Below are 16,856 nucleotides of genomic sequence, written 5' to 3'. Positions count from 1 at the left end.
CTCAACCGTAAAGAGGATTTCAGATGAGCAACGTTCGCAGCGACAAGCCGTTCACCGTGGCCGGTCGTACTTTTCAGTCGCGCCTGCTGGTCGGCACTGGCAAGTACGCGGATATGGAACAGACCCGACTGGCCATCGAAGCCTCGGGCGCCGAGATCGTCACCGTTGCCGTGCGCCGGACCAACCTGGGCCAGAACCCGGGCGAACCGAACCTGCTCGACGTGCTGCCGCCGGACCGCTACACCATCCTGCCGAACACCGCCGGTTGCTACGACGCCATCGAAGCCGTGCGCACCTGCCGCCTGGCTCGCGAGCTGCTCGATGGCCACAATCTGGTCAAGCTGGAAGTCCTCGCTGACCAGAAAACCCTGTTCCCCAATGTCATCGAAACTCTCAAGGCCGCCGAAACGCTGGTCAGGGACGGCTTCGACGTCATGGTCTACACCAGCGATGACCCGATCATCGCCCGCCAGCTCGCCGAAATCGGTTGCTGCGCGGTGATGCCCCTCGCGGGCCTGATCGGTACTGGCCTGGGGATCTGCAACCCGTACAACCTGCAGATCATCCTCGAAGAATCGAAAGTCCCGGTGCTGGTCGATGCCGGTGTCGGCACTGCGTCCGATGCCACCATCGCCATGGAACTGGGGTGTGAGGCGGTGCTGATGAACTCGGCCATCGCCCACGCGCAACACCCGGTGCTGATGGCCGAAGCCATGAAACACGCCATTCTGGCAGGCCGCATGGCCTACCTGGCCGGCCGTATGCCCAAGAAACTCTATGCCAGCGCGTCTTCGCCGCTGGATGGTCTGATCAAGTAAGAGCCTGTTGATGATTGATTCGCAAACGCCCGACCCACTTCCGGACGATGAAGTGATGAACGACGAGAACACCAAAGCCCAAGGCGATGACAGCCACCATCGGCGCATCAAGAGCTTCGTGATGCGTGCCGGTCGCATGACCGAAGGCCAGCAACGTGGTCTGGATCAGGGCAAGGAGCGTTTCGTGCTGCCGCTGGCCGACGCCCCGGTGGATTTCGATCAGGTGTTTGGTCGCTCGGCCCCGCGCACCCTAGAAATCGGCTTCGGCATGGGCCACTCGCTGCTGGAAATGGCCGCCGCCGCGCCAGAGCAGGATTTCATCGGCGTGGAAGTGCACCGTCCGGGCGTCGGCGCCTTGCTCAACGGCGTGCTGACCCAAGGGCTCACCAACCTGCGCGTTTACGATTGCGATGCGATCGAAGTGCTCAACCGTTGTGTGGCCGACAACAGCCTGGACCGGCTGATGCTGTTCTTCCCGGATCCCTGGCACAAGTCGCGCCACCACAAGCGCCGCATCGTCCAGGCCGAATTTGCCGAGCTTGTGCGCACCAAGCTGAAGCCGGGCGGCGTGCTGCACATGGCGACCGACTGGGAACCCTATGCCGAATACATGCTGGAAGTGATGAACGTGGCGCCGGGTTACCGCAACCTGGCCGAAGACGGCAAATGCGTTCCGCGCCCTGCGGAGCGTCCGATCACCAAGTTCGAGCGCCGTGGCGAACGCCTCGGTCACGGGGTTTGGGATCTGAAGTTCGAGAAGCTGGCCTGATCACTTCTCGACCAGAAGCGGTCCGGTAGCGGCCGCTTTTGAGTTTTTACATCACATTTCAGCCGCTTTTTGCCTTGTATGACGAACCCTTCGATTTCTTCCTAAGGAGGCTACAAGGTCTTCGGAATCGTCCGACATCCATTTTCAGTTCTGATCTTCATAGTCCCCGCCGTTGCATATATCAATATTGATGACGAGGAATGAAGATGAACAAGTTTTGGCAAATGGCTGCGATCGCCACGCTGATTGCGACCACCAGCGGCTGTGTCAGCTATAACGTCAGCCAGCCAAGCGCTTCGCTGTCCGGCGACGTGAAGACTGATCTGAAGGCTGACGTCAAAGTCGGTGAAGCCATCAGCGGCGAGTCGTCCACCAATGTTCTGTTCGGCTGGTTGAACATCGGCGGCGATACGCAATTTGCGGACGGCGTGACCTACGGCGGCGCGAGCGGTGGTGGCGGCATCGACCTGCCTCTGCCGGACCCGATCTCCTCCACCAAGGCCGCCGCAGCGTTCAAGGCCGTCAAATCGTCCGGCTCCGACCTGATCGTGGCGCCGCGTTACGAAGTCACCGTCAACGATTACTTCATCTTCAAGCAAGTGAACGTGAAAGTGACCGGCAACAAAGGCAGCATCCAGAGCATCCGCTGATGGGCTGATCGCACTCGGCAACCGCGGAGTGTGATTCTTGAGAGCGCCCTTCCCGCCATCGCGGGCAAGGGCGCTTTTGCATGTCCGGTCGGTTACTTCCGATCGGCCACCACCCCGATCAACACCAGCACTACCACCAATACCGGTGCCAGGCTGTAGTTGTTGAACTGGCTCAGTGCGCGAACGACCCACGGCGTTGCATAAATCAGCGCAGCGCCACTGCCGACGGTGCAGAGCAGCGCCATGATCGGAATGCGCAGGGCGCCGGCAAAACCGCCGATGCGGCCTTCGATCCAGCCCTTGATGTCAGTTCCGAACAGAATCAGCAGACAGCCCACCAGTGCCAGGGCGATTTCCGACAAATTGCTGCGACTCCAGCGCGAGACAGTGGCCAGCAAGTCGAGTACGAATTCCATTCAGTGTCCTTAGTGTTGAGCCTTACAGAAGAAAGTGCTGCAGCAGGTCGTTGAGGAATAACTGGCCGCGAGCGGTTGCCACCAGCCGTGTCGGATCAGTTTCCAGCAGGCCGCGTTGTTCCGCCTCAAGACGGGCGCTGGCGAGCGAATCGACGCTTAGACCGGTGCGGCGCTGAAATAATGCAGCGTCCACACCATTTGTCAGGCGCAGGGCGTTCATCAGGAATTCAAACGGCATCTCATCCAGTGGCAGCAGCTTTTCGCCAGCCTGATAGGCCTTGGCGGGATTCAAATAGTCTTTGGGCAAGCGGGTTTTCCAGGTGCGGATGATGCGCCCATCCGGGTGGCTGAGCTTGCCATGGGCGCCCGCTCCGATCCCGATGAAATCCCCGAAGCTCCAGTAATTCAGGTTATGCCGCGCTTCGCGTCCCGGCTGCGCGTAGGCCGACACTTCGTATTGGCCGTAGTCGTTTTCCCGAAGCAGCGTCTGACCGGCCTCTTGAATGTCCCAGAGGATGTCATCTTCCGGCAGCGTGGGCGGCTGATTCCAGAACACGGTGTTCGGCTCAAGGGTCAGCTGATACCAGGACAGGTGCGTCGGGGCGAGGGCGATGGCCTGCCGCAGGTCGCCGAGGGCGTCTTCCTGGGACTGATCCGGCAGACCATGCATGAGGTCCAGATTGAAGTTATCGAAACCCGCCCGACGGGCCATGTCTGCCGCGCGCACGGCTTCATCGCCGTTATGGATACGCCCCAGCGCCTTGAGCTTGGCCTCCTGAAAACTCTGGATGCCGATCGACAGCCGATTGATGCCCAGGCCGCGATAAGCGCTGAATTTCACCTGCTCAAAGGTGCCAGGGTTGGCTTCCAGCGTGATCTCGATGTCGGGCGCGAAACGGATGCGTTGTTCCACGCCGCGCAGCAAACGGCCCAGCGCGTCGGCGCTGAACAGACTGGGCGTGCCGCCACCGAAGAAAATCGTGCTCAGCTCGCGGCCGTAAACGTGGGGCAGGTCCTGGTCGAGGTCGGCCAGCAACGCGTCGACGTATTCCTGCTCCGGCAACACCGGGCTCGCGGTGTGGGAGTTAAAATCGCAGTACGGGCATTTGCGCACGCACCACGGAATATGGATGTACAGCGACAGCGGCGGCAGCTCGGCAAGCGGCGCCCGCGGCTGCTCAGAGGAGAAACCGGTCGCGCCCAGAATCAGCGGCCGGGTGTTGGAATCCTGAGTCATTGCTGATCAGGGCTCAGCCCCAGACGCTGACGCAGGATGGCCATGGCGCGGGCGCGGTGGCTGATCTGGTTCTTGTCGGTCGGGGTGAGTTCGGCGCTTGAACAGTTGCGCTCCGGCACCCAGAACAGCGGGTCATAACCAAAGCCGTGTTCGCCGCTGGCGGCGGTGAGGATGCGGCCGTGCCACAGACCTTCGCAGAGGATCGGCAGCGGGTCGTCGGCGTGGCGTACCAGTGCCAGAACGCAGACGAACTGGGCGCCGCGCTGTTCGGCGGGGACGTCGTTGAGGGCGTCCAGCAATTTGGCGTTGTTCGCCGCATCACCCTGGCCGTCGGCGTAACGCGCGGAGTAGATGCCCGGCGCACCGCCCAGGTAATCCACCGCCAGCCCCGAGTCATCGGCCAGCGCCGGCAGGCCGGAAATTCGCGCCGCATTGCGCGCTTTGAGGATGGCGTTTTCGACGAACGACAGCCCGGTTTCTTCGGGTTCCACGGTGCTGAACTCGCCGATCGAGCGCAGCTGTACGCTGGCGCCGAGCATGGCCTGAAGTTCTTTGAGTTTGCCGGCGTTATGGCTGGCCAGTACAAGCTGGGTGAGATTCATGATGAGTCCGTATAAATCGGCTGCGCGAAAACTGCTGCGTTTAAATCCGCTGATTGAAGCTGAGCCCGTTGCGTTGCTGTCGCCCGCTTTCTTCACTTGGGTGCTAACGCTGGCTGGCAGGGCTTTACTGCCCTGCGGCACCGGTCACACGGCTATCTGATGGTCCTGCAAGCCCGGGCTGCTGACGCGATAGATGCCGATTTCACCCAACAGATTAGGCCAAAGCTTGCTGGCCCAGCCGTGCCGGTGCTGTTGATCGACCGCGAGCCGATCAATGACCTTCGCCGAGCGACCGCGGCACAGCTCTTCGAAATCTTCGAAGGTGCAGAAGTGGATGTTCGGCGTGTTGTACCACGTGTACGGCAGGAACTCGGAAACCGGCATCCGCCCCTTGCTCGCCAGGTACCAGCGGCAGCGCCAGTGCCCGAAATTGGGGAAGGTGATGATGCACTGACGGCCCACGCGCAGCATTTCATCAAGGATGCGGTCCGGGTAGTGCACGGCCTGAAGCGCCTGGGTCATCACCACGACATCGAAACTGTTGCTGGCGAAGTTGCCCAGCCCCTTGTCCAGATCCTGTTCGATGACGTTGACGCCCCGCGCCACGCAACGGGCGATGTTGTCAGCGTCATTTTCCAGGCCATAGCCCGTCACTTGCTTGTGCTGCTGCAGCCAGGACAGCAATTCGCCGTCGCCGCAGCCGAGGTCGAGCACACGGCTGCCAGCCGGTATCCAGTCTTGGATGATGTCCAGGTCGGCTCTCATGGTGTCCTCAGAGTGCAATTCGGTTCATGTAGCTGGAGAAGGCCTGCAAATAGCGCGGGATCGGGATCAGGAAGGCGTCGTGGCCCTGGGGCGCATCGATTTCCAGATAACAGACGTCCTTTTTCGCCGCCATCAGCGCATCAACCAACTCCCGCGAGCGGGCCGGGGAGAACCGCCAGTCGGTGGTAAACGACATCACACAGAACTTGGCACTGGCATTGGCGAAGGTGGCGGCGAGGTTATCGTTGAAGTTGGCGGCCGGATCGAAGTAGTCCAGCGCTTTGGTCATCAGTAGATAGGTGTTGGCGTCGAAACGCCCGGAAAACTCCTCGCCCTGATAACGCAGATAGCTCTCGACCTGAAACTCGACGCTGTGAAAGTCGTAGTTGAGGTTTTCGTTCTTCAGGCCCCGGCCGAATTTCTCACCCATCGAGTCATCGGACAGATAAGTGATATGCCCGACCATGCGCGCCAGCATCAGGCCGCGCTTGGGGATCACGCCGTGTTCCTGAAACGAGCCGCCGTGGAATTCCGGGTCCGTCAGGATCGCCTGCCGCGCGACTTCGTTGAACGCGATGTTCTGCGCCGACAACTTGGGCGCGGAGGCAATCGCCAGACAGTGCCGCACGCGCTCGGGGTAGGTGATCGTCCATTGCAGCGCCTGCATGCCGCCCAGGCTGCCGCCGACGATGGCGGCCCATTGATCGACGCCCAGCCGGTCGGCCAGACGCGCCTGGCTGTGCACCCAGTCTTCGACCGTCAACACCGGGAAGTCGGCGCCGAAGGGCCTGCCGGTTTCCGGGTTGAGGCTGCTGGGGCCGGTGGAGCCGTTGCAGCCGCCGAGGTTGTTCAGGCTGACGACGAAGAACTTGTCGGTGTCGATGGGCTTGCCGGGGCCGATGCAGCTGTCCCACCAGCCCGGCTTGCGGTCTTCGGCGCTGTGATAACCCGCCGCGTGGTGATGACCCGACAGCGCGTGGCAAATCAGCACCGCGTTGCTTTTGGCGGCGTTGAGCTGACCGTAGGTTTCGTAGATGAGGTCGTAGGCAGGCAACGAGCGTCCGCAGGCCAGGGCCAGCGGCTCATTGAAATGCGCCGTTTGCGGCGTGACTAGACCGACAGAATCTTTGGGAAAGACCGTGGACATCGACCTGCTCTCGCTGAAATGAGGCGTAAGTCTAAAGATCGCGCGGGGGTGCGGCAACAAAGTAAATGGCTGATTTCGCGGAGGGTGACGCTTTGGATTTTTGCCGGCGCGACATTCATCAGACTGGGAAAAAGGCGACGGCTGCTGGCGCCGTCGCCCCAAGATCTAAAGCTTCCCGGCTGAAGCCGGTCCTGCTGTCAGAGTTACCGCGTTCTCATTGGCTGCATGCGGCGGCAGTCAGATCAACCGCCAAAGCTCTTGCGGCATGCCGGCGTAGGCCGCCAGTTCAGGCATGACGTAGGACTGCAGCACCTGGATCGCCAGGAAGGCGAAGATCGGCGAGATGTCCATGCCGCCCAAGTTAGGGATGATGCGACGGAACGGCGCCAGGATCGGTTCGCTGATCTGGTAGGCCAACTCGGCGGCCGGGTTGTGGCTGCCCGGTGCAATCCAGGAAACGATGACCATGATGATCATCGCGACCCAGAAGATCTTCAGCAGCAGCGACGTGATGCCGATGATCGACCACATCAACAGGTGCGGGATATCGCCGATGGTGCCGTAGGTCATCATCAGTACGAAGGCCATCAACAGCGCCTGAATGACGATCGCCAGCAGCAGCGAGGAAGTATCGAGCCCGAAGACGCTCGGCACGATGCGCCGGATGGGCTTCAGCAACGGCTGGGTCGCACGGACGGCGAATTGGCACAGCGGATTGTAAAAGTTGGCTTTGACCAGCTGCAGCACAAAGCGCAGCAGAACGATGGTCAGGTACAGGCTGATGAGCGTCTGGATGACGAAAATAGTGGCGCCGGTGAGTGCATTCATGAGTGGTTCCTTATTTGCCCAGCTGTTCGGCGAGTTCGGCGGAGCGATGTGCAGCGGCGCCCAGCGCCTTCTCCACAATTGTTTCGAAGCCATCGGCCTGGAACGATTTGATGGCCGCTTCGGTGGTGCCTGCAGGCGAGGTCACACGGCGACGCAGTTCAGCGGCATCGACGTCGCTGCCGGTCGCCATCAGTGCAGCGCCCAGTGCGGTTTGCAGGGTGAGCTTGCTGGCAACGTCAGCCGGCAGGCCGAGTTTGACGCCTGCGGCCGTCATGGCTTCGATCAGCAGGAAGAAATACGCCGGGCCGCTGCCCGACACCGCCGTTACGGCGTCGATGTGGGCTTCTTCATCGACCCACAGTGCAATCCCGACCGCCGACAGCAGCATCTCGGCCTGCTCGCGCTGGGCCGGGGTAACATCCGCCGTCGCATACAAGCCGCTGACACCCTGGCGCAACAGCGCCGGGGTATTCGGCATGCAGCGCACGAGGGGCTGCTCGCCCAGCCACGACCGCATGCTGGCGCAGGTAATCCCGGCGGCGATGGACACGATCAGTTGATGCGGTTTGAGCGCCGGCTTCAGTGCTTCGCACACGGCTTTCATCATTTGCGGCTTGACCGCCAACAGCACCACATCGGCGCCTTCAATGGCCTCGGCGTTGTCGGCGACCACCTTGATGCCGTGTTCTTTTGCCACGCGCTCGCGGGTCTCTGCGCCAGGGTCACTGGCGCGAATCAGCTCAGCGTCGACGCCCTGGGCGCGCATGCCGCCAATCAGGCTGGCGGCCATGTTGCCGGCGCCGATGAACGCGATACGGGTTTTGCTCATGAACGGTTTCCTGTGGGGCAAAGGTTAAGGCTGCCCATAATTGCGGGCGCCAAAGAGGGCAGTGCCAATCCGCACCCAGGTCGCGCCTTGTGCGATGGCGGCTTCGAGGTCGTGGCTCATGCCCATGGAAAGCGTGTCCAGCGGCAGGCCAAGTTGCGCCTGCAGCGTGCTGACGGCGGCGAACGAAGCGTTCTGTTCGTCGCGGTCATCGGTGGGTTCGGGAATGGCCATCAGGCCGCGCAGTTTCAGATTCGGCAGCGCGCTGATGGCCTCGGCCAGTGCGGGCAGGTCTTCAGGGCTGCAGCCTGACTTGCTGGCCTCGCCGCTGACGTTGACTTGAATGCAGATGTTCAGCGGCGGCAGTTCCGGCGGACGCTGTTCGGACAGCCGTTGTGCGATTTTCAGACGGTCCACGGAATGCACCCAGGCAAAGTGCTCGGCGATGGCGCGAGTCTTGTTGGACTGGATGGGGCCGATGAAATGCCAGATCAAGGGCAGGTCACTCAATTCGGCCTGTTTGCCGAGAGCTTCCTGAAGGTAATTTTCGCCAAAATCGCGGAGGCCGGCGTCGTAGGCCTCCCGCAGATCATTCGCCGGCTTGGTCTTGCTCACCGCCAACAGGCCGACAGACGCCGGGTCGCGCTGTACTGCTTGCGCCGCGCTACGAATTCGCTCGGCGAGCGTTGAAATGTTCTCTGCTATCGTGGACATTGATTTGCGCCAGCAGGGCTAAAGTCTGCGGCATTCTATGTGATGAGGAGCTGTATGGATATTACCGAGCTGCTGGCCTTCAGTGCCAAGCAAGGCGCGTCGGACTTGCATCTCTCTGCCGGCCTGCCGCCGATGATCCGCGTCGATGGCGATGTGCGGCGGATCAACCTGCCCGCACTGGACCAGAAAGAGGTTCAGGGGCTGATCTACGACATCATGAATGACAAGCAGCGCAAGGACTTCGAGGAAGATCTGGAGACAGACTTCTCATTCGAAGTGCCGGGAGTTGCGCGCTTCCGGGTCAACGCGTTCAACCAGAATCGCGGCGCGGGTGCCGTGTTCCGGACCATTCCGTCGAAGGTCCTGAGCATGGAAGAGCTGGGCATGGGCGAAGTGTTTCGCAAGATTACCGACGTGCCGCGCGGCCTGGTTCTGGTCACCGGTCCGACCGGCTCGGGCAAGTCGACCACCCTGGCTGCCATGGTCGACTATCTGAACAGCAACAAGCATCACCACATCCTCACCATCGAAGACCCGATCGAGTTCGTACACGAGTCCAAGAAAAGCCTGATCAACCAGCGCGAAGTCCATCGCGACACCCACGGCTTCGCCGAAGCGCTGCGTTCGGCACTGCGGGAAGACCCTGACGTGATTCTGGTGGGTGAGCTGCGCGACCTCGAAACCATTCGTCTGGCGCTGACGGCGGCAGAAACCGGCCACTTGGTGTTCGGCACGCTGCATACCACGTCCGCAGCCAAGAGCATCGACCGTATCGTCGACGTGTTCCCGGCGCAGGAGAAGTCGATGATCCGCTCGATGCTCTCCGAGTCGCTCCACGCCATTGTTTCTCAGGCGCTGCTGAAGAAGGTCGGCGGAGGTAGGGTTGCGGCCCACGAGATCATGATCGGCACGTCGGCGATCCGTAACCTGATCCGCGAGGACAAGGTGGCGCAGATGTACTCGTCGATTCAGACCGGGGGATCGCTGGGGATGCAGACGCTGGATATGTGCCTGAAGGACCTGATCAGCAAGGGGCTGATCACGCGCGAGAGTGCGCGGGAGAAGGCGAAGACGCCTGATAATTTCTGATCAGGAATACAAACGACTGTGGGGAGCGAATGAATTCGCTCCCCACAGTGTTTTTCAGGCGGCGGGTGCGATCAGCGCTGGGCGATGCGCACGGTGCCTTTCTGACTCGGCGGCTGCTTTGGCAGCACACGCTTGGCGACGACGTAATGGCTGTCCCAATACGGCTTCTTCAGCGTGTCGATCGTCACGGATTTGCCACGGCGTGGCGCGTGAACGAATCGGTCGTTGCCGAGGTAAATCGCAACATGGTTCACCGTGCGGCTCTTGATGTTGAAGAACAGCAAGTCGCCCGGCTTCAAATCCTTGCGGTCAACCTTCTGCCCGTGACCTTCGGCCATGGCGTTGGACGTGCGCGGCAAATCGACTTCGCTCACGTCGTTGAAGGCGTATTTCACCAGTCCGCTGCAGTCGAACCCTTTTGTTGGGCTAGTGCCGCCCCAACGATAAGGTGTACCGATGGCGTTAACGGCCCGGTTGACCACGGTGCTGCTCTGTTTGGTACCCATCTGCGCCGTGTTGGCCAGGGCGACAGTGTTCTGCGAAATCTTGCGAGTGCTGCGGGATGGTTTTCCCTTAACAGCTTTGGCTCGCTTGCCAGAGGTCTCGAGTGGAGTAGCCGTCTGTTCCAGTGCAGCCATTGCAGCTCGTTGAGCAGCGATGTTGCGTGAAACGGATTCCGGCGACTCGGACCTGGCGGTGAAACCGGTGAAGCTCGGTGGAAGCGTTTGCTCACGATTGGTGGCGTGGGCGGCCAGTGGCATAAATAGACAAATAGTCAGCCATGTCTTGAAAAATGGACGCATTAGGCAGGGCTCTTGTTGGTCAGCGCGCAACTTTATAACAGCTTTTTGCGAAATTCTGAGCCCCCTTGTCGAACAATTTACTGCCCTCAAAGTCAGTTTTGGCTGCAGAATCGTCATCTCAGTGTGCTGATCACCTGGCAGAACAAGGGTTTGCACGATTGAAAAGAGGTTCAAGCCATACGTCGGACGGCGTCACGAAAGTCACAAAACTTACGCATATTTTTTTCTATTGCAGCAAGCGAGGTCAACAATGAACACCTATCAACCCGACGTTCAACGTCCGGACACCCACAGCAAGGTCATGGGCTATCTGCTCTGGATTGTGGGATTTACCGGGGCGCATCGCTTTTATTACGGCAAGCCGGTGACCGGCACGATCTGGTTTTTCACGCTGGGCCTGTTTGGCATTGGCTGGCTGATCGACGTGTTCCTGATCCCTGCGATGGATCGGGAAGCGGACCTGCGATTCAACGCAGGCTCGACCGATTACAGCCTCGCCTGGATTCTGCTGACCTTTCTGGGCGTGTTCGGCGTGCACCGGATGTATCAGGGCAAATGGATCACCGGGATCATTTACCTGTTCACGGGAGGTCTGGCGCTGCTGGGCGTGCTGTACGACTTCTGGACGCTGAATGACCAGATCTCGGTGAAGAACGCCCGTAGGTAGCAGGAGCTGCATGTGGAAGCGACCGCAATGGCGCTCTCCCTAGCTCGCGATGAAGCCGTGACATTCAGCCGTTTTCTCTGGGACTGAAAGTAAGCCTTCGCGAGCAAGCTCGCTCCCACGGGGTAGTGGGTCGGCTTGATGTCTCAGGTTGCCGCTGGACCTGTGGGTGTGAGCTTGCTTACGAAGGGGCCGGTGCATTCAGCCGTTTTCTCTGAGGCTGAAAGTAAGCCTTCGCGAGCAAGCTCGCTCCCACATAATCAACGTCTGCCTGAGGTTGGGCATCTCACCCGTTATAGCTAACCCGCCCATCCACAAACGTGTACTTCACGGCGCTTGGCAGGCAATGGCCGAGGAATGGGCAGTTCTCGCCTTTCGACAGCCATTTCTCGCCCGCCACCGTCGACGCAGCGGGGTCGAACAGCACCAGGTCCGCAGGTGAGCCAGCAATCAGCGTTCCGGCCGGCAGGCGCAGCGCAGCGGCCGGCCCGGAGCTGAGGCGTGCCAGCAGCGTCGGCAGGTCCAACAGGCCGTCTTCGACCAGCGTCATCGCCAGTGGCAGCAACAGCTCCACGCTGCTGATGCCCGGCTCGGTTGCGCCAAACGGGGCCAGCTTCGCATCACGCTCATGGGGCTGGTGGTGACTGGAGATCGCCTGCACCACGCCCGACTTCACCGCCTCACGCAATGCGTCGCGATCCGCGCGGGTGCGCAGCGGCGGCTGCACATGATAAAGACTAGAGAAGCCTGTCAGCGCCTCGTCGGTCAGGATCAACTGATACAGCGCCACATCTGCCGTCACCGGCAGTCCTCGCGCCTGCGCCTGGGCAATCAAGGCCACGCCGCGCGCACTGGTCAGTTGCGTGAAATGGGCGCGCACACCGCTTTGCTCGACCAGCAGCAGGTCACGCGCCAGTGCCACCGTCTCAGCCGTTTCCGGAATGCCCGGCAAACCCAGAAACGCAGCCGTCGGGCCGTCGTGGGCCAGGCCGCCTTCAGCAAGGTCGTGGTCCTGAGAGTTGAAAATCACGGTCAGATCGAACGTCGCCGCGTATTCGAGCGCGCGGCACAACGTGCGGTTGCTGCGGAAATTGACCATGCCGTTGGTGAACGCCACGCAACCGGCGTCGCGCAGGGCAATCAGCTCGGCCAGTTGCTCGCCTTCCAGACCCTTGCTCAACGCGCCGATCGGATAGACCTTGCTGTGGCCGGCTTCGCGGGCGCGGTCGAGGATCAGCTCGGCGACGGCGGACGTGTCGAGCACCGGTTTTGTACGCGGCGGACAGCACAGGCTGGTGACGCCGCCGGCCGCCGCTGCGCGGGTTTCGCTAGCGATATTGCCCTTGCGGCTGTAACCGGGCTCGCGCAACGACACGTTCAGGTCGACCAGCCCGGGGGCGGCGATCAGGCCGGCGGCGTCGATGGTTTCCATAGGGCTGAAGCCGGCAGGTGCCGCGCCGAGGGCGAGAACCTTCCCCGCTTCAAGATGGATGTCGGTGACTTGATCCAGACCGCTGACAGGGTCGATGACGCGAGCGCCGAGGATGCTGAACTTCACTGGGCGATCTCCTGCTCGAACTGACGTTGTGCGGTTTGGCCACTCATGGCCATGGACAGAACGGCCATGCGCACGGCAATGCCGTAGGTCACCTGATTGAGAATGACCGAGTGCGCACCGTCCGCTACGGCTGATTCGATTTCCACGCCGCGGTTGATCGGGCCCGGGTGCATCACGATGGCATCGGGCTTGGCGCCGGCCAGACGTGCCGTGGTCAGGCCGAACAACCGATAGAACTCACCCTCGCTCGGCAGCAGACCGCCCGACATGCGCTCGCGCTGCAGGCGCAACATGATCACGACGTCGACGTCCTTCAGGCCTTCGTTCAGGTCTGTGTAGACCTTCACGCCGTATTGCTCGACGCCCACTGGCAGCAGGGTTTTTGGCGCGACCACGCGGATGTCCGGGCAGCCCAGCGCTTTGAGCGCGATCATGTTCGAGCGCGCGACGCGGGAATGCAGGATATCGCCGACGATCGCCACCGAGAGGTTTTCGAAATTGCCCTTGTGGCGACGGATGGTCAGCATGTCCAGCATGCCCTGGGTCGGGTGGGCATGACGGCCGTCGCCGCCGTTGATGATCGCGACCTGAGGGCTGACATGTTCGGCGATGAAGTGCGCCGCACCGGAGTCACCGTGGCGCACCACGAACATGTCGGCGGCCATGGCTTCAAGGTTGCGCAGCGTATCGAACAGCGTCTCGCCCTTGCTGGTCGAGGAGGTTGACACGTTCAACGTAATGACGTCCGCCGACAACCTCTGGGCCGCCAGTTCGAACGTGGTGCGGGTGCGTGTCGAGTTTTCGAAGAACACGTTGCACACGGTCTTGCCGCGCAGCAACGGGACCTTCTTCACCGCCCGGGCGCCAACTTCGAGGAAGGAGTCGGCGGTGTCGAGGATTTCGGTGAGCAGTTCGCGGGGCAAACCGTCGAGGGAGAGGAAATGCTGCAGCTGGCCCTGATGGTTCAGTTGCAGCGGGCGCTTGGCGTCGAGAGGCGTCATCGCAAAGGACTCTTAGAGGGCGGCGGAATCGGTGGAGAGGTCTTGCAGTTCGAGCGTCAGCGGCGTTGGCCCGGACAGCTTGACCCGTTCATTCGGCCCCAGTGACAGGGTCGCGCCCGTCACGTTTGGCCGGATCGGCAGGTCAGTAGCGTCCAGATCCAGCAGCGACACCAGGGTCACGCTGGCCGGGCGGCCGTAATCGAACAGTTCGTTGAGCGCCGCACGAATGGTGCGCCCGCTCATCAGCACGTCATCGATCAGCACCAGATGCTGGCCTTCGATCTCGAACGGCAGTTCCGAAGGGCGCACTTGCGGGTGCAGGCCGTTCTGGCTGAAGTCGTCGCGGTAAAAAGAGACGTCCAGCGTGCCCAGCGGCGACTGGATGTTGAGGGCTTCAAGGAGCGCCTGCGCGACCCACACGCCACCGGTGCGAATGCCGATGAAGCGAGGCTCCTGGATGCCGCGTTTGTTCAGGTGCGCGTTGAGATCAATCGCCATCTGGCTGATCAGTTCGGCGGGATTTGGCAGACTCATGGTTGCTCCTTCAGGTGCCCCGGCGTGCGCTGCACGAACGTCCTGGGTAAATCGAATTCGGTTCAGCGTAGATGGATCAGGTTTCAAACAGCGCGGCGTTGGCTTCCAGCCAGCTTTGCAACAGCAGCGCTGCGGCGATGGCGTCCACGGGATTGTCCCGGTAGCTGCCGTGCTGGCCGCGAGAGGCGCGTTCGCCCTTGGCTTCGAAGGTGGTCAGGCGCTCGTCGTGGGTGTAGACCGGCAGGTTGAAGCGGCCATTGAGCTTGCGCGAAAACTTCTCGGCGCGTGCGCTCATCTCGCTCGGCGTGCCGTCCATATTCAGCGGCAGGCCGACGACGATGGCGTCCGGTTTCCATTCGGTAATCAGCGCCTGCACTTTGTCCCAGTCGGGCACGCCGTTCTGCGCTTTCAATGTGCAAAGCTCGCGGGCCTGCCCGGTGATCACCTGGCCGACTGCCACGCCGATCTGTTTGGTGCCGTAGTCGAATCCCAGTAACAGACGCAGTCCGGCCATCAGGCGTGACCCGCCTGACTGGTCAGCAGATTGAGGTTGACGCCCAGTTTGGCGGCAGCGGCGTCGAGGCGGTCTTCGCTTTCGACGTCGAAAAGGATCGCCGGGTCGAATGCGCAGTTGAGCCACGCATTGGCGGCGAACTCGGCGTCAAGCTGGCCGGCGTCCCAGCCGGCATAGCCTAGGGTGATCAGATTTTGATCAGGGCCGTAGCCATCTGCGATGGAGAAGAGGACGTCCTGAGAGGTCGAGAGCGAAATGCCGCCCAGGTCCACGGTCGCCTGGAACACCTGGCCGGAAGGGTGCAGGACGAACCCTCGATCGGTTTGCACCGGCCCGCCAAGGTGAATGGCGATGTCCTTGCAGCGCGCAGGTGGCGGCAATTCGGGGCGCAGCTGTTCCAGAATGTCTGCCAGCGACAGGCTTTGCGGTCGGTTGATGATCAGACCCATGGCGCCATTGGCATTGTGCTCGACGATGTAGGTCAAGGTCTGAGCGAAGTTCTCATCGTGCATGTGGGGCATGGCGATCAGAAACTGGTGTTTGAGGTACGACGGAGAGACGTTTTTCATGAGCCCTAGTGTGGCGTCGCGGGGCTGTTGTGACAACTGGCAGAACCGACTCACGGGCGGATAAATCGCGACGCAGGTCAGGTTTCATATTGCACGGCATTGGCTGATCAATTACTCGACAGTTTGTCCCCGCGCGCGAATTTCCAGGTGCGGATGATCTCGAGCCGGTCGATATCGGCCAGATCGCCACTGAATGGCGCAAACGGTGCTGCCAGCCGGACAATCTTCTGCGCCGCCTGATCCAGCAGCGGCTGGCCTGATGACTCGAGAATCAGCACTTCATAGAGTGAACCGTCGCGGTTGATCGACACCATCATCCGCAGGCTGCCGTAGATCTGCTTGCGGCGCGCTTCGTCCGGGTAGTTCAGGTTGCCGATGCGCTCGATCTTCTTGCGCCAGTCCTCTTTGTACCAGGCGCCCTTGTCGCGCATCGTTGAGGCCGCGCTCAGGCGGTGGATCTTCGGACGCTTGGCGTACGCCTGCTGCTCATCCGCCAACTCGGCTTCGAGGCTGGCGATTTCGCTGTTCAGCTGCGTGCTGTCGATGGTCGGCGCGACCTTCTTCTGTTCTTCCGGCTTGACCTCATCGCGCCTGGCGACGGTCTTCTGCGGAGACTGCGCTTTCGTGGCGACAGCGGTCTTCGGCGCGTCCTGCTTGATCACCGGTTTGGCGGCAGGCGGTGGCGTGACCTTGTTGATCTGGTTGTCTTGATACGGGGCGATTTCGGTGGTCTTGGGCACCGCTTTCTTGTCGAGGGTGCCGCTGCCCTGCTGGTTTTCCTGGGCGAGGAAGTCGGCGTCCTTGGGCTTGGTGTCGCTTCTGAAGGGGGCGAGGGTGATCTCCAGGGTCTGGCTGATCTTTTCCGGTTTGACGTAGGTGAAACCGACGCCAAGGATCACCGCCAGATGCACCAGTGCGGCGATCATCAGGGTAAACCCGAGGCGATCGGCAGGGCGCACGCCGGTGCGGGTCAGGGACAGGGGGAGATCATCGTCGACCGCAGCGTTCATCCACGCTCCGGCAGCACATGTGCCAGCATTACTACTCACCTAGCGCAAAAATTCAGGCCGCGCATGATAACGCAATGTCAGGACTGGCTTGGCGTTTGATGTCACCGGGCCGATTAGTGGGCGGTGCCTTTCCCGTTGGGAGCTTGCTCACAAAGACCTGCTTCAAGCCCCAGAGAAAGAGGATGAATGTCCTGGCCTCTTCGTGAGCAAGCTCACTCCCGCCGGTTCTGCGACTTTCCCGATACCTCGAACAGACGAATATCCTGTGGGAGCGAGCTTGCTCGCGAAGCGGCCTGAGCATCCGCTGAATCCTCGGCGGCTGGAACGCCGCCTTCGTGAGCA

General features: G+C 61.3%; 20 protein-coding genes. 5 read left to right on the top strand and 15 right to left on the bottom strand.

Features of this window, described 5'->3' with window-relative positions:
• Nucleotides 1-23: 23 nt before the first annotated feature.
• The 3 genes from AC07RO_RS22865 (at nucleotide 24) to AC07RO_RS22855 (ending at nucleotide 2,237) form a co-directional block, all read left to right on the top strand.
• Nucleotides 24-818, top strand: a complete 795-nt coding sequence (locus AC07RO_RS22865; RefSeq protein ID WP_192172986.1) for a thiazole synthase — start codon at nucleotides 24-26, stop codon at nucleotides 816-818.
• A 55-nt stretch (nucleotides 819-873) separates the two neighbouring features.
• Nucleotides 874-1,587 (top strand): tRNA (guanosine(46)-N7)-methyltransferase TrmB, encoded by a 714-nt coding sequence (gene trmB / locus AC07RO_RS22860; protein WP_282368673.1) that lies wholly within the window; start codon nucleotides 874-876, stop codon nucleotides 1,585-1,587.
• A 206-nt stretch (nucleotides 1,588-1,793) separates the two neighbouring features.
• Nucleotides 1,794-2,237, top strand: coding sequence for a hypothetical protein (locus AC07RO_RS22855; protein ID WP_495087134.1), 444 nt, complete (start codon nucleotides 1,794-1,796; stop codon nucleotides 2,235-2,237).
• Nucleotides 2,238-2,329: 92 nt separating this feature from the next.
• Here AC07RO_RS22855 and AC07RO_RS22850 read toward each other — a convergent pair whose 3' ends face one another.
• The 8 genes from AC07RO_RS22850 to AC07RO_RS22815 form a co-directional block, all read right to left on the bottom strand.
• Entirely contained in the window at nucleotides 2,330-2,653 is a 324-nt protein-coding gene (locus AC07RO_RS22850) for a DUF3392 domain-containing protein (RefSeq protein WP_192172985.1), read from the bottom strand.
• Nucleotides 2,654-2,675: 22 nt separating this feature from the next.
• A complete protein-coding gene (gene hemW / locus AC07RO_RS22845) occupies nucleotides 2,676-3,890 on the bottom strand; it encodes a radical SAM family heme chaperone HemW (RefSeq protein WP_346627250.1) in 1,215 nt (404 codons plus the stop codon).
• Nucleotides 3,887-4,495 carry an RdgB/HAM1 family non-canonical purine NTP pyrophosphatase gene (gene rdgB / locus AC07RO_RS22840; RefSeq protein WP_346627314.1) on the bottom strand — a complete coding sequence of 203 codons (609 nt, stop codon included), beginning with the start codon at nucleotides 4,493-4,495 and terminating at the stop codon, nucleotides 3,887-3,889. Before rdgB ends, hemW begins: the two co-directional genes overlap by 4 nt.
• Nucleotides 4,496-4,636: 141 nt before the next feature.
• Nucleotides 4,637-5,257, bottom strand: coding sequence for a methionine biosynthesis protein MetW (gene metW / locus AC07RO_RS22835; RefSeq protein WP_192172983.1), 621 nt, complete (start codon nucleotides 5,255-5,257; stop codon nucleotides 4,637-4,639).
• 7 nt (nucleotides 5,258-5,264) lie between these two features.
• Entirely contained in the window at nucleotides 5,265-6,404 is a 1,140-nt protein-coding gene (gene metX / locus AC07RO_RS22830) for a homoserine O-succinyltransferase MetX (protein ID WP_192172982.1), read from the bottom strand.
• 237 nt (nucleotides 6,405-6,641) lie between these two features.
• Entirely contained in the window at nucleotides 6,642-7,232 is a 591-nt protein-coding gene (locus AC07RO_RS22825; RefSeq protein WP_192172981.1) for a YggT family protein, read from the bottom strand.
• A gap of 10 nt (nucleotides 7,233-7,242) precedes the next feature.
• Nucleotides 7,243-8,061, bottom strand: a complete 819-nt coding sequence (gene proC / locus AC07RO_RS22820; protein ID WP_346630920.1) for a pyrroline-5-carboxylate reductase — start codon at nucleotides 8,059-8,061, stop codon at nucleotides 7,243-7,245.
• 24 nt (nucleotides 8,062-8,085) lie between these two features.
• Nucleotides 8,086-8,772 (bottom strand): YggS family pyridoxal phosphate-dependent enzyme, encoded by a 687-nt coding sequence (locus AC07RO_RS22815; RefSeq protein WP_463582502.1) that lies wholly within the window; start codon nucleotides 8,770-8,772, stop codon nucleotides 8,086-8,088.
• 54 nt (nucleotides 8,773-8,826) lie between these two features.
• Between AC07RO_RS22815 and AC07RO_RS22810 the strand changes: the two genes are divergently transcribed.
• Complete coding sequence (locus AC07RO_RS22810) at nucleotides 8,827-9,861, top strand: type IV pilus twitching motility protein PilT (RefSeq protein WP_192172978.1); 1,035 nt, start codon at nucleotides 8,827-8,829, stop codon at nucleotides 9,859-9,861.
• A 71-nt stretch (nucleotides 9,862-9,932) separates the two neighbouring features.
• Here the strand turns inward: AC07RO_RS22810 and AC07RO_RS22805 are convergent, their stop codons facing one another.
• A complete protein-coding gene (locus AC07RO_RS22805) occupies nucleotides 9,933-10,664 on the bottom strand; it encodes a C40 family peptidase (RefSeq protein ID WP_133775605.1) in 732 nt (243 codons plus the stop codon).
• Nucleotides 10,665-10,914: 250 nt separating this feature from the next.
• On the opposite strand from AC07RO_RS22805, the gene AC07RO_RS22800 reads away from it, so the two are divergent.
• Nucleotides 10,915-11,331 carry an NINE protein gene (locus tag AC07RO_RS22800; protein WP_346630922.1) on the top strand — a complete coding sequence of 139 codons (417 nt, stop codon included), beginning with the start codon at nucleotides 10,915-10,917 and terminating at the stop codon, nucleotides 11,329-11,331.
• 283 nt (nucleotides 11,332-11,614) lie between these two features.
• Here AC07RO_RS22800 and AC07RO_RS22795 read toward each other — a convergent pair whose 3' ends face one another.
• The 6 genes from AC07RO_RS22795 to AC07RO_RS22770 form a co-directional block, all read right to left on the bottom strand.
• Nucleotides 11,615-12,886: a dihydroorotase gene (locus tag AC07RO_RS22795; RefSeq protein ID WP_346627247.1), complete on the bottom strand. Its 1,272-nt coding sequence runs from the start codon at nucleotides 12,884-12,886 to the stop codon at nucleotides 11,615-11,617.
• The gene (locus AC07RO_RS22790; RefSeq protein WP_037018862.1) at nucleotides 12,883-13,887 is read right to left on the bottom strand and encodes an aspartate carbamoyltransferase catalytic subunit; all 1,005 of its coding nucleotides are present in this window, start codon (nucleotides 13,885-13,887) and stop codon (nucleotides 12,883-12,885) included. Before AC07RO_RS22790 ends, AC07RO_RS22795 begins: the two co-directional genes overlap by 4 nt.
• 12 nt (nucleotides 13,888-13,899) lie before the next feature.
• On the bottom strand, nucleotides 13,900-14,421 hold the full coding sequence (gene pyrR, locus AC07RO_RS22785) for a bifunctional pyr operon transcriptional regulator/uracil phosphoribosyltransferase PyrR (RefSeq protein ID WP_495087133.1): 522 nt from the start codon (nucleotides 14,419-14,421) through the stop codon (nucleotides 13,900-13,902).
• A 76-nt stretch (nucleotides 14,422-14,497) separates the two neighbouring features.
• Nucleotides 14,498-14,935 (bottom strand): Holliday junction resolvase RuvX, encoded by a 438-nt coding sequence (gene ruvX, locus AC07RO_RS22780; RefSeq protein ID WP_192172976.1) that lies wholly within the window; start codon nucleotides 14,933-14,935, stop codon nucleotides 14,498-14,500.
• Complete coding sequence (locus tag AC07RO_RS22775) at nucleotides 14,935-15,504, bottom strand: YqgE/AlgH family protein (protein ID WP_192172975.1); 570 nt, start codon at nucleotides 15,502-15,504, stop codon at nucleotides 14,935-14,937. The genes ruvX and AC07RO_RS22775 overlap by 1 nt, the downstream gene beginning before the upstream one ends.
• Nucleotides 15,505-15,611: 107 nt before the next feature.
• A complete protein-coding gene (locus AC07RO_RS22770; RefSeq protein WP_192172974.1) occupies nucleotides 15,612-16,514 on the bottom strand; it encodes an energy transducer TonB in 903 nt (300 codons plus the stop codon).
• Between the last annotated feature and the right edge of the window lie 342 nt (nucleotides 16,515-16,856).

This window comes from Pseudomonas sp. GW821-FHT07F05, from assembly GCF_059418765.1.
This window is presented reverse-complemented; position numbering and strand designations above follow the sequence as displayed.

Bases quoted from the DNA above. Each gene is read 5' to 3' on its own strand.
- metW (WP_192172983.1), bottom strand. From the start codon at position 5,257: ATGAGAGCCGACCTGGACATCATCCAAGACTGGATACCGGCTGGCAGC.
- AC07RO_RS22810 (WP_192172978.1), top strand. From the start codon at position 8,827: ATGGATATTACCGAGCTGCTGGCCTTCAGTGCCAAGCAAGGCGCGTCG.
- hemW (WP_346627250.1), bottom strand. From the start codon at position 3,890: ATGACTCAGGATTCCAACACCCGGCCGCTGATTCTGGGCGCGACCGGT.
- AC07RO_RS22865 (WP_192172986.1), top strand. From the start codon at position 24: ATGAGCAACGTTCGCAGCGACAAGCCGTTCACCGTGGCCGGTCGTACT.
- proC (WP_346630920.1), bottom strand. From the start codon at position 8,061: ATGAGCAAAACCCGTATCGCGTTCATCGGCGCCGGCAACATGGCCGCC.
- AC07RO_RS22800 (WP_346630922.1), top strand. From the start codon at position 10,915: ATGAACACCTATCAACCCGACGTTCAACGTCCGGACACCCACAGCAAG.
- trmB (WP_282368673.1), top strand. From the start codon at position 874: ATGAACGACGAGAACACCAAAGCCCAAGGCGATGACAGCCACCATCGG.
- AC07RO_RS22775 (WP_192172975.1), bottom strand. From the start codon at position 15,504: ATGAAAAACGTCTCTCCGTCGTACCTCAAACACCAGTTTCTGATCGCC.
- AC07RO_RS22790 (WP_037018862.1), bottom strand. From the start codon at position 13,887: ATGACGCCTCTCGACGCCAAGCGCCCGCTGCAACTGAACCATCAGGGC.
- AC07RO_RS22850 (WP_192172985.1), bottom strand. From the start codon at position 2,653: ATGGAATTCGTACTCGACTTGCTGGCCACTGTCTCGCGCTGGAGTCGC.
- pyrR (WP_495087133.1), bottom strand. From the start codon at position 14,421: ATGAGTCTGCCAAATCCCGCCGAACTGATCAGCCAGATGGCGATTGAT.
- metX (WP_192172982.1), bottom strand. From the start codon at position 6,404: ATGTCCACGGTCTTTCCCAAAGATTCTGTCGGTCTAGTCACGCCGCAA.
- AC07RO_RS22825 (WP_192172981.1), bottom strand. From the start codon at position 7,232: ATGAATGCACTCACCGGCGCCACTATTTTCGTCATCCAGACGCTCATC.
- AC07RO_RS22855 (WP_495087134.1), top strand. From the start codon at position 1,794: ATGAACAAGTTTTGGCAAATGGCTGCGATCGCCACGCTGATTGCGACC.
- AC07RO_RS22805 (WP_133775605.1), bottom strand. From the start codon at position 10,664: ATGCGTCCATTTTTCAAGACATGGCTGACTATTTGTCTATTTATGCCA.
- ruvX (WP_192172976.1), bottom strand. From the start codon at position 14,935: ATGGCCGGACTGCGTCTGTTACTGGGATTCGACTACGGCACCAAACAG.
- AC07RO_RS22770 (WP_192172974.1), bottom strand. From the start codon at position 16,514: ATGAACGCTGCGGTCGACGATGATCTCCCCCTGTCCCTGACCCGCACC.
- AC07RO_RS22815 (WP_463582502.1), bottom strand. From the start codon at position 8,772: ATGTCCACGATAGCAGAGAACATTTCAACGCTCGCCGAGCGAATTCGT.